The sequence below is a fragment of the Leisingera aquimarina DSM 24565 genome (genome assembly GCF_000473165.1).
GTDB lineage: Bacteria > Pseudomonadota > Alphaproteobacteria > Rhodobacterales > Rhodobacteraceae > Leisingera > Leisingera aquimarina.
This window is the reverse complement of sequence record NZ_KI421504.1, coordinates 1,227,795-1,239,078: the sequence shown is the minus strand read 5'-3', so window position 1 is coordinate 1,239,078 and position 11,284 is coordinate 1,227,795. Positions and strand designations below refer to the sequence as shown.

At 60.2% G+C, this 11,284-nt stretch carries 10 protein-coding genes; 1 reads left to right on the top strand and 9 read right to left on the bottom strand.

The annotated features are described in order from the left end of the window. Window positions 1-102 precede the first annotated feature (102 nt). From AQUI_RS0110195 to AQUI_RS0110160, 8 genes are all read right to left on the bottom strand, one after another. Entirely contained in the window at window positions 103-291 is a 189-nt protein-coding gene (locus tag AQUI_RS0110195; protein WP_156916801.1) for a hypothetical protein, read from the bottom strand. Between the two features lie 29 nt (window positions 292-320). Continuing rightward, window positions 321-2,258 (bottom strand): AAA family ATPase, encoded by a 1,938-nt coding sequence (locus AQUI_RS0110190; protein WP_027257428.1) that lies wholly within the window; start codon window positions 2,256-2,258, stop codon window positions 321-323. Window positions 2,259-2,363: 105 nt separating this feature from the next. Further along, window positions 2,364-3,485, bottom strand: coding sequence for a hypothetical protein (locus AQUI_RS0110185; protein ID WP_027257427.1), 1,122 nt, complete (start codon window positions 3,483-3,485; stop codon window positions 2,364-2,366). Window positions 3,486-3,907: 422 nt separating this feature from the next. After that, a complete protein-coding gene (locus tag AQUI_RS0110180) occupies window positions 3,908-4,990 on the bottom strand; it encodes a coiled-coil domain-containing protein (RefSeq protein WP_027257426.1) in 1,083 nt (360 codons plus the stop codon). 171 nt (window positions 4,991-5,161) lie between these two features. Then, window positions 5,162-5,785, bottom strand: coding sequence for a class I SAM-dependent methyltransferase (locus AQUI_RS0110175; RefSeq protein ID WP_027257425.1), 624 nt, complete (start codon window positions 5,783-5,785; stop codon window positions 5,162-5,164). A 25-nt stretch (window positions 5,786-5,810) separates the two neighbouring features. Further along, entirely contained in the window at window positions 5,811-6,551 is a 741-nt protein-coding gene (locus AQUI_RS0110170) for a CDP-alcohol phosphatidyltransferase family protein (RefSeq protein WP_027257424.1), read from the bottom strand. Between the two features lie 308 nt (window positions 6,552-6,859). Then, entirely contained in the window at window positions 6,860-8,068 is a 1,209-nt protein-coding gene (locus tag AQUI_RS0110165; RefSeq protein ID WP_027257423.1) for an aminopeptidase P family protein, read from the bottom strand. Between the two features lie 199 nt (window positions 8,069-8,267). Continuing rightward, window positions 8,268-9,053, bottom strand: a complete 786-nt coding sequence (locus tag AQUI_RS0110160; protein ID WP_027257422.1) for an alpha/beta hydrolase — start codon at window positions 9,051-9,053, stop codon at window positions 8,268-8,270. Window positions 9,054-9,249: 196 nt separating this feature from the next. On the opposite strand from AQUI_RS0110160, the gene AQUI_RS0110155 reads away from it, so the two are divergent. Then, complete coding sequence (locus AQUI_RS0110155; RefSeq protein ID WP_027257421.1) at window positions 9,250-10,722, top strand: NAD-dependent succinate-semialdehyde dehydrogenase; 1,473 nt, start codon at window positions 9,250-9,252, stop codon at window positions 10,720-10,722. 10 nt (window positions 10,723-10,732) lie between these two features. On the opposite strand, the gene AQUI_RS27570 is transcribed toward AQUI_RS0110155, so the two are convergent. Next, complete coding sequence (locus AQUI_RS27570) at window positions 10,733-11,125, bottom strand: globin domain-containing protein (RefSeq protein WP_084294344.1); 393 nt, start codon at window positions 11,123-11,125, stop codon at window positions 10,733-10,735. Window positions 11,126-11,284: the final 159 nt, after the last annotated feature.

Sequence of the window (11,284 nt, the reverse complement as noted above, 5' to 3'; positions counted from 1 at the left end):
GAGGCGCTTGCGGCTCGGGCAGCGCCCGTCCGCCCCCCTGGGCGGGCGCTCCGCTTCCGCCCGCGGACAGGCTCTGCCCTTGTGTTTCGCACAACAGTCACTTCAGCGCTCTTCCTTCCTTTTCAGAACATAGCGCGCTCCCAAAGCAAGCAGTCCACAGAAGATACCAACTGGCAGAAACGCTCCCACGCTTTGTCCCCAAGCCGCATAGAACATTGCGTCTTCAGGCAGGCCTTGGCGAGTGACCAGAAAGAACAGCACCGTGCCGGCTGCAAACGGCAGCACGATCATCCAAATCCACCAGCGGGTTAGCAGCTCCATCACCCCTGCCCCTCCAGATACCGCCGCTTGGCCTCTTCCTGCCGCCCGAAATCGCGCACCATGTTTTCAATCGCCACCTCATCCGACTTGTCGGCATAGCGGAACTCAGAGTCGGCGTAGCGGTTGATCTCCTGGATCACCATGCCGACCGTGATCGGCACCCGCAGCTCCGCAATCATCGCGGATTTGGTCTCGTAATCCTTGAACAGGAACAGCTCCGGGTTCTCCATCCATTCATCCGGCAGCTCGAAATCCATCGCCCGCACCTTGACCGCATCGGTGATGTTCTTGATGGCACGGCCGGTGAACCGCTCATCCGCCGCCTGGATCGCCTTCAGATAGGTGCCCAGCTTGGCCAGATCATCCAGCGCGCCAATCTGGGTCTCCACCCGGCCAAAAACCTCCGCCAGCCCGGGCTCCTGCGGGCGGTTGTGCGCCTCAAACGACCGCGCGACTGCCTTTTTGATCTCCTGCGCGCCGTACAGGTCGTGATCGCCCTGCGGGATCGCATGGTTCTTGCCCATCAGCAGGGTCAGGATGTCGATATAATCCTCCGGCGTCTGCGGCCCGTCCACCAGGAACCGCGCCCCGGCCCGCTGGCGCAGCGCGTCGTCCACATTCTCCGGGTAGTTGGAGAACATGCCAAAGGTGCAGTTGCCGCGCACCACGGTGTTGGCGCCGGCAAAGGCCTCCATGAACACCGCCGTCACCTCCTGCTGGCCCGCGCTGGACTGCCGGTCGCCGCGTTTCCCTGCGATCTGGTCAATGTCGTCGATGGTGCCAAAGCCGATCACGCCCGGGTCGATCACGTTCTGGATGAAGCTCTTGGCGTTCTGGCCCGATTTGCCCTGATAGCTGTCGATATTGTCGATGCCAAAATTCTGGTAGCGGAAGGCATAGCCCGCATTCTGGCAATAGTCATGCACCAGCCCGGCCATCATCTGAATGAGGGTCGTCTTGCCGGTGCCCGGCTTGCCGTCCCCCATGAAGGTGAAGATAAAGCCGCCCATCTCGGCAAACGGGTTCAGGCGGCGATCAAAATCATAGGCCATCAGCATCTTCGACAGCCGCAGCGCCTGGTATTTGGCGATATGGTTGCCGACCACCTCATGCGGCTTCTTGAAAGCCATCGTCAGGGTGGTGGATTTCGCCTTGGCCGCAGCATCAAAGCCGCTGATGGTCAGATCATCCGCCTCCACCCGCCAGGCAGCGGACGTGAACGCTTCCAGCCGGCCTGCATTCTGCGCCCGCAAAGCAGCCTTCTCCAGCAGCTGCTCGGCATAAGCCGCAGTAGCGGCGATCAGATGCGCATCGTCAGGGGCATGCAGCGCCAGCTTCTGATCCAGCTCCCACAACACGCCATGCAGCGCCAGCGGCGCATTATCCGTCAGCAGCTCCTCCGCCTCGCCCACCTCAGCCTGCGCCTCAGACCCATGCGGCGCCAGCAAAAACGCCGCGGCATTGGCAAACACATGCGCCGACACCAGCGCCTCCGCCGCCAGCAATTCGGTGAACTCACCTTTGCGGGCCGCGTCCAAAGACCCCGCCAGATTGGCCCGCTTCAAATCACCCAGACCAGACACATCCGCATAAGCCTCCCCCATCGCCAATGAGAGCGCCAGCGCCCGGCGCAAGGCATGCTGCAAGGTCGCCTGCAGCGGAGAGGTCAGCGGATCATCCTCATCCGCGGCTTCGATGCGAGCAATCAGATGCACCCCTTCGGGCCGCGCAGTGGAACGGGTCACCAGCCCCGGCGTGGTCGAGCGGAAGCGCCGCCGCGTGCCAATCCCTGCCGACCGCTCCGGCGCTTTCCCCTCCACCGCGGGTTTGGCAATCCGCGGCGTGTGATCGAATCCTTCCAGCAACGCCGCAGCTGCCGCATAATGCTTGCGGATATCTTCTTCCCGCAGCTCCATCTGATTGCCTGAAATGCTCATATCACCCTCTCAATCCACGAACCGCAAACCGAAGTCCTGATCCGCTCTTCATCTTTTCAAAAATACTCCCGCCGGAGGCTCCCGCCGCTGCAACAGCCGCAGGCCTCAATACCGAAGCACCTGACCCGCCTCGCTCACCACGAACTTCTGAACATCGCCAAACCCCGGCGGGTCCAGTTCTGCCAGCACCTGGAACGGGCGCTGCGGCAGGATGATCGCGCGCTGGGTGCGGGTGGCGCCGGTGTCCGCACCGCGGCCGCCAAAGGGATCGAGCGCAAAGATTTCCCGCTCCACGGAGCCGAACCAGCCCGAACGCTCCTCGCGCACCTCTTCGCTTTCCAGCTCCTCCAGCGTCCAGGCCAAGGCCCAGTCCTGGCCCGCAGGCGCCTCCGCTTCCTCCAGTACCTGGTGCAGCGGACCGGACTGTTCGGTGTAGGCCGAGGAATACATCGGCCCCACATGATAGCGGCGCAGGAGCTTGGGGTGGAGGTCGTCGAAATCTTCGTCAAACCCCTTGGCGATGGTCACCAGCTTCAGCCCGGCCAGCGCCTGCGCCATCAGATGCGTCTGCACTTCGGGCCAGCGGCGCTCATCCTTGGGCAAGGCAATCTTGCCGCTGTCTTCCAGCTCCATCAGGTAGATCACCGGCAGGTTCACCTGGCTGTCATAGGCGGCCCAATGCAGCAGGAAGCGCCGGCGGCGCTCGCCGATATTTTCCAGCCATTCGCATTCCGGATCATTCTGGGTCCAGAACAGCTGCCCCTTCAGCAGTTCCTGGTAGTAAAGCCGCTGCGATAGGGCGAACTGCAGCTTGGAGGGTGCCGTGCGGTCCGAGATGATGGTGCGCACCATGTCGTTCTTGAGCGTCTCTTCGCTCGCCATATTGGCCAGATGCCGTTCCGCCTGCTGGGCGTCATTGGCCATGGTCATCAGCTCTGCCGCAACCGGAAAGCCGCTGTCGCGTTTGTCCATCGCCAGACTGCCGAAAAACCTGCCCGTATCGCGCCCCGCCATCAGGTATTTCATCGAAAGCGCGCGGAAGGTGAAGTTCAGCCGCATCAGATAGGCCGTCAGCACCTTCACATCGGATTTCGACAGCCGCCCCTCCGCCTGCATCGCCGCCGCCACCCGGGTCAGATGCCGGATGATGGTCTCGAACTTCTTGAAATACCGGCGCGACGCGAAGGTATCGCTAAGGCCCGCGTGGTCGTGAGAAGGATCGGTCATACCACTGCCCCTTCCGGGCGTACCACCTGTGGCACGGACAGCGCCCGGCCGCCCCCGTCAAAGCAAAGGTTTGCCTCCGGCAAAACGGCGGGCGCTACGCTCCCACCCGTGGTGGCGAACCGCCCTGTGTTATTCTTCAATTTCAATGGCGACATTTTGCTCCGGCTTTCCCAGGTTTTTTCCGCCGGGACGGAGAACTCACCCAGCCCCTGCAATGGGTTTCACGCTTTGAGCTTTCTTCAAGCGTGACCTCAGATGAAGTGCCGTGCCGACCATACTGCCTGCTCCCGCCGCAAACAGTATGGCTTTGGAAAGGGTGGTATATACCCCAAGCAACAACAAAAGCAGAGCGAGGCAGCAGAAGTCCAACCACCAGTCACGCCAGCTCTTCGGTTTTTGCAGCAATGGAAAGCGCAACTGCCTCACCCCCCATACAGATTCTTGTCGTGCTTCTCGACAATCGCGGCAAACCGGCGGGCAAAGCGTTCATCCGCCTTGGCCTTCTTCTCCAGCACGTCGCGGGCAAACACCATGTTGTCCTCATGCGCTTCCAGCATGTCGGCCATCTTCTGGTTAGTGGCGGTGCCGATCGCGGCCATCGCAGTCTGGGCTTCCTTGTCGGTCTGCACGCCGATCTCGTTGATCCTATGCGCCACATCCTGCTGCTGCGCGGTTTTCAGCGATTTTGTCAGCGCGTCATACAGCACCACCCGCTGCGCCGTGTCCGTTTGCAGCTTGTTGATCAGCACCATCTGCGTCGCTGCCTGGTTCTGCAAACTGTCGACCCAGGTCTTGCCCTTCTCGATATAGCGCTCCAGCGTCTGGGATTTCGCCAGCTTCACCTGCTCGTCCTGCACCATCGCGTTGTACTTGGCGTTGAGATCGGCCAGTTCCGTCTCCAGCTTGGTGCGCGCGGCGGCGTCCTGCTCGACCGAGATCTTGTTCTCCAGCTCGATGATCTGCGGATCCAGCGCCACGATCCCGGCGCGTACGGCTTCCAGCTCCTGCACTGTGAATTCGCGGTCGTCCAGCGTCGCGGTCAAGTTCGCCTGCACCTTCTCGCGCTGTTCTTCCAGGGTGGCCAATTGGCCGTCCAGAAGCGTCACGATGACGTCCGACTTGGCAATCAGATCCTGCAGCTTGTCATCAATATTGGCGGTGCGCATCCGCTCCTGGCGCATGGAGTCCGACTTGCCGCTGCTGAAGAAGCCGACAAAGCTCTCCCAGCCGGTCTTGCCCCGCATCTCGTCAAAATCCTTGGAGAAGGCCGCCGTCACATCGTCCAGCCCCATGATCAGCTCGGCAATGTTGGCATTCATCACGTCCGTGTGGGCGTGCACATCCTCCAGCGTGGCATTCTCGATGTCGATGCTGGCATCCTCGCCCGCTTCGATCTTGCTGCGCGCCGTTTCAATCCTCGAGGTCAGCGCCTCGATCTTGGACTGCGACTCCCGGACTTTCTCCTGGCTCTCCGCCACCATCTTCTCAAATTGGGAAACACTCATAGTATCCGTTCCTTCCCCTGAAATACTTGATCTGGATATAGGAATGTAAAAATGATTTACATCCCCTGGGGTGGTGCAATTCCACCCGGTTCAGACGCACTGTTGCAGAGAGGCCGCACAAAGAAAAGCCCCGGAGAACACTCCGGGGCCGCTTCGCTGAATTGCGCCGTTTCACATGGTTTGCTGCTTGCCCAGAACCAGAAAGGTCATCATCCCGAAGGGCGGAATGCTTTCTTGCTGCTCGATGCTCAGCCGGTCCTCCTGCAGCACCGTCTCCAGCGCGAAATCCGAATGCCAGCCGATCACATTGGCCAGCGGCGCCGAGAGTTTCTCCAGCGACGCCCGCACCCCTTTGCCGCTTTTGAAGTGGTTGGTGATCACAACCTGGCCGCCGGGCTTCAAGACGCGCGCAATCTCGCGCATTACCTGGTCCGGATCGGGCACCACCGACAGCACATGCATCGCCGCCACGGTGTCAAAGGAATTGTCCGGGAAATCCAGGCTCCGCGCATCCATCTGGCGCAGCTCCTTGACCTGTTTCAGACCCAGTTCCTGCACCTTTCCTTGCGCCTTCTTCAGCATGTCATGGCTGAAATCGATGCCGGTCACGTGCAGATGCGGCGCGTAATGCTGCAGCGACAGGCCTGTACCGACGCCGACCTCCAGCACGCTGCCCTGCCGGGTGTTGATGTAGCGGGTCGCGCGGCGGCGGCCCGAGCGCGTCACCGCGCCAAAGGTCTTGTCATAGACCGGTGCCCAGCGCGCGTAAGATTCTTCAACTGCCTTGATATCCAATTCGTCCCTCCCCGGACGTCATGGGCTAGTCCTTTGGACTTGAAACCAGCCCCCAAATCACCATCACAACGTAGCCAAGGCATAGCACAACCAGCACCGTCCATGCATAGGTCAGTAATGCCGCAGCCATGAAGGCAAAGCCAACAAGCAAATACTTAACATTCTCGCGGGAGATTTTAACCGCCTTTGGCGACCAGGTCTGAATATGGCTGATCATTGCCAATCCGATCACCACCATATGCAGGCAGATCAGCAGCTCCGGCAGCAGCACCCTGCCGTCAAAGGCAAAGGCGACAAACATCGGCAGCAATGCCAGCAGCGCGCCGGCGGGCGAAGGAATACCGTCGAAATAGCCGCTGCGCCCCTTTGGCGCCTCCTCCGATTTGGTGCTGACATTGAACCGCGCCAGCCGCACCACACAGCAGACCGAAAACACCAGCACCGAAATCCACCCGGCGCCGCGCACGTCCTGCAAAGCCCAGAAATAGATCACCAGCGGCGTCGCCACGCCGAAGTTCAGAAAGTCCGCCAGCGAGTCCAGCTCGGCACCCATCTTGCTTTCGCTGTGCAGCGCCCGTGCCAGCCGCCCGTCCAGCCCGTCCAGAATCGCGGCCAGAATAATCATCATCACCGCCAGGGAGTAATTCCCGAACACCGCAAAGCGGATCGCCGTCAGCCCTGCACAGATGGCGCCGATGGTCATCATGTTCGGCATCAGCTGGATCAGCGCAAATTCGGATTTTTTCTTTTCCGGGGTGTCATACATTGCGGTGGTTCTTTCTTCCTCGCGGGGCACTGAAGCACGACGCGGCCCATGGGCGGCCTTCGGAGCAATCCACTGGGGTAAATTTCGCGGCTGTCTTAGCCGTGGCGCACATATGCCCCAAGCAGCGCCCCGGCGCAATGTTTGCAAATCCGGTGGCCGTCCGCTGTGCGACAAGTGTACTGGCAACACCCCGGCAAAGGAAATGGCACCGTGCATCGCACGGTGCCACGCCCAACTGTGAAGATCTCCCTTCCGGGAGATCCCGAGCAGGCGGGAGCCCCCTGCCTGTCTCAATCCATCAAGCTCAGTTACCCGACGACGTTGAACTCCGGCCCATAGGGGTATTTGGTGATGTTCTCATTGCCGTCTTCGTGGATGATCAGGATGTCATGCTCACGGTAGCCGCCCGCACCGGGCTGGCCGTCCGCAATAGTCAGCATCGGCTCCATTGAGATCACCATGCCCGGTTCCAGCACCGTGTCGATGTCCTCGCGCAGCTCCAGCCCGGCCTCGCGGCCATAGTAGTGCGACAAGACGCCAAACGAGTGGCCATAACCGAATGTGCGGTACTGCAGCAGGTCCTGCTCTTCAAAGAAGGCATTGATCTGATGGGTGATTTCCGCGCAGCTCGCCCCCGGCTTCAGCAGCGAGATGCCCAGTTCATGGGCCGCCACATTGGCCTCCCAGATGCGCAAGGATTCTGCGTCCACTTCCTTCACGAACATGGTCCGTTCCAGCGCGGTATAATAGCCCGAGATCATCGGGAAGGTGTTCAGCGACAGGATATCGCCGCGCTGCAGGGTGCGGCCCGTCACCGGGTTATGGGCCCCGTCGGTGTTGATGCCGGACTGGAACCAGACCCAGCTGTCGCGGTATTCGGCGTCCGGGAAACGTTTGGCAATCTCCAGCTCCATCGCATCCCGGCCGGCCATTGCCACATCAATCTCGCGTGCGCCTTCCTTGACCGCATCGCGGATCGCAAAACCGCCGACGTCTGCCACTGCGGCACCGGCACGGATCATGTCCAGTTCCGCAGCCGATTTGCCCATCCGCTGAACCATGGTCGGGTGGTACAGATCCACCAGGCTGGACGGCTCAAGGAAGCTCTCCAGTTTCGCTTTCTGCATCAGGGTCAGGTGATCGCTTTCGAAACCGACAACCGCGCCTTCGCCGCTGACCGACTTAATTGCACGCCAGAAATTGTCGCGCTGCCAGTCGGTGTAGGTGATGTTATCGCAGAACGACCGGCGCCAGGGCTGGCCCGCGTCGATGCCGGCCGAGATGGTGACGGCCTCGCTCGCCGTCACCACCAGGCCGTAGGGACGGCCAAAGGCGCAGTAGGTGAAGCCGGAATAGTAGGAGATGTTGTGCATCGAAGTGAAGACCGCGGCAGTCACCCCTGTTTCGGCCATGATCTTGCGCAGGCCGGCAATGCGCGCCTCATACTCGGAGACAGCAAATTGCAGCGGTGCTTTTTCACCATTGTGAAAACGGTACATTTCAGGACGTGAAGTCATATCAGACCCTTCCTTCTTACAAGAAAGGTCCCGGCGTTCAGGACGGTTTTGGTATGCTGGGGGCGGCATGTCTTGCATGCGGCGACGCCATCGCCTGGCCCTTAGGGCGGAAGATGGTGCGGAAACGGGATTCTGGCAAGTAAAATTTTCACCCGCCTCTGGCAGGATCACTGTCCGGCCTGCCGGCCGGACAAGAGACTTAATTTACGATCAGCGCCACCAGATCGCTTTCAGGATCCGCTAGCGGGTCAATCACATTGAAATGATGCTTGCCAAAGGCAATCACATGATCCGCCTCCCAGGCCTCCACCAGCCAGATTGCCTGATCCAGGAAGGCCGGACGCTCCTCGCCGCCGACCCAGACCGTTACATCTGCGGGGTAGCGATCCTGCATGTCCACCGGGCTTTCGGCAATCGCTGCCGCGGAATCCATCTGGAACTTCTGGTTCATCGTGGTGCGCAGCAACGGCCGCAGGTCGGACAGCGGCGAGATCGGGATCACCGTCTTGATCCGCGCGCCCACATCCGCCGTCAGCAGCGTGCGGTCCAGCATCCGTGCCACCAGATGGCCGCCCGCCGAATGGCCGGCCAGCGCAATCGGACCCGCCACCTCGCCTGCAATTCGGGTCACTGCCGCAGCAATCTGGCCGGTGATACCGGCAATCCGCACCTCGGGGCACAGATCATACGACGGCATCGCCACCGCCCAGCCATGGGCAATTGCGCCACGGGCCAGATGCGACCAGGTGCTTTTGTCGAAGGCCAGCCAGTATCCGCCATGAACAAAAACAAAAACACCCTTGGGCGTGCCCTCCGGCAGGAACAGGTCGAACCGCTGCCGCGCGCCCTCGCCATAGGGGAGGTCCAGCCGGGCACGCTCATGCAGGCTGTTGCGGAAATCTTCAGCTGAGGCCGCCCAGCGCGGCGGATAGCTGTCCGCATTTTCGATATATGCCCCATTGGCATAGGCATCATCCAATTCCATGCCCAATCTCCCCTGTTCTTATTCTTTGCGGCTACCTGACAGTCTGACACAGGACATGTCAAATTACCCGTCTGAAAAACTCCAGCCGCCCCGTGTGGCGAGAAATTTGATCAAATTCTGGACTCATCAATGTTTCTGGACTTATTTAGGCACAGCTGATTTGCATTCCAGCGACAAAACACCCGGGAGGCCCGCTATGCTCGACGCAACCACTGACCTGAAATCCCTGCTCAAAGACCCCAGCCTGCTGGAAACCCGCGGCTATATCGGCGGCCAGTTTGTTGAGGGTGAGAGCACATTTGACGTCTCCAACCCGGCCCGCGGCGACGTGATTGCCCGGATGGCCGATATCAGCCGCGCCCAGGTCGCAGGCGCCATCGCCCAGGCCGAAGCCGCGCAAAAGGACTGGTCCAAGTGGACCGGCAAGGAACGCGCCAATGTCCTGCGCAAGTGGTACGACTTGATGATGGCGAACCAGGAAGACCTAGCTGTAATCCTGACCGCCGAGATGGGCAAGCCGCTGGCGGAATCGCGCGGTGAGATCGCCTATGGCGCGTCGTTCATCGAGTTCTTCGCAGAAGAGGCCAAGCGGATCTACGGTGAGACCATCCCCGGCCATCAGCGCGACAAGCGCATCACCGTGCTGAAGCAGCCGATCGGTGTGGCCGCCTCGATCACGCCGTGGAACTTCCCCAACGCGATGATAACCCGCAAGGCAGGTCCGGCGCTGGCCGCAGGCTGCGCCTTTGTAGCCCGCCCCGCCGCCGAGACACCGCTGTCGGCGACCGTGCTGGCGGTTCTGGCCGACCGTGCCGGCATCCCGGCAGGCGTGTTCAACGTGGTGCCGTCGTCGCGCGCCTCGGAGATCGGCAAGGAGTTCTGCGAGAACGATGCGGTGCGCAAGCTGACCTTCACCGGCTCCACCGAAGTGGGCCGCATCCTGATGCGCCAGGCCGCCGACACTGTGATGAAATGCTCGATGGAGCTGGGCGGCAACGCGCCTTTCATCGTGTTTGACGACGCTGATCTGGACGCCGCCGTCGAAGGCGCCATCATGTGCAAGTTCCGCAACAACGGCCAGACTTGCGTCTGCGCCAACCGGATCTATGTGCAGGCCGGCGTTTATGATGCCTTTGCGGAGAAGCTGAAAGCTGCGGTAGAGAAGATGGCGGTCGGCGACGGCCTCAACGACGGCATTCATTTCGGCCCGCTGATTAACATGGAAGCGGTCGAGAAAGTGCAGGAGCATATCGCTGACGCAACCTCCAAAGGCGGCGAAGTGATCCTGGGCGGCAACCCGTCTGAACTGGGCGGCAGCTTCTTCCAGCCGACCATCGTCAAGGGCGCAACCCGGGACATGGCCTTTGCCACCGACGAGACATTCGGCCCCCTCGCCCCGCTGTTCAAGTTCGACAACGAGGACGAGGTGATTGCGATGGCCAATGACACCATCTTTGGCCTGGCGTCCTATTTCTACGCCAAGGATCTCAGCCGCGTGTACAAGGTTGCTGAGGCGCTGGAATACGGGATCGTTGGTGTGAACACCGGCATCATCTCCACCGAGGTGGCTCCGTTCGGCGGCGTCAAACAGTCTGGCCTGGGCCGCGAAGGCAGCCACCACGGCATCGAGGATTACCTGGAGATGAAATACATCTGCATGGCAGTCTGACCGCTGGCTATCAGACCATCGCCCGCATCAGCCGGACGATGGTCCGTTCCCAGGCCTGCTGTAACTCGGTGTCGAAGGAATCTCCCAGCACTTCCTTCAACGCTTTCAACAGCGATTGCGAAGTTATCTCGATTTCAATTTCGCTCAAATTGTAGGAGGCGTGTGCGGCTCTCAGCCCCTCGCACATTTTTTGCAGTTCGCGTTCATTTGAAAGGCTGCGCACACAAGCCGCCAGCATGACTGTGAACATTTCCTTTTGCTTGCTGAAATTGCTTTTAAACAAAGGCTTCACCTGAGGAAGCGCCTCAAACAAATGGGTATAAAACTGCTCTGCAAGTTCTACTCTTTGAGAAAACAAGAGACCAGCACTGCCATTTACGACGTCATAATCCCGGCATTCCAATTATTACTTCCTTTTAAATAGTCTGCGTCAGAACAAATCTCCTATAAATTTAGTAGGGGCGTATAAATATGCCACTAAGATATGCGGCACTCGCTGCGCGTAAAACGTCCAAACATATGTGTTCATGTGGAAATTTTAGATAACAAGCGCGAAACAGCC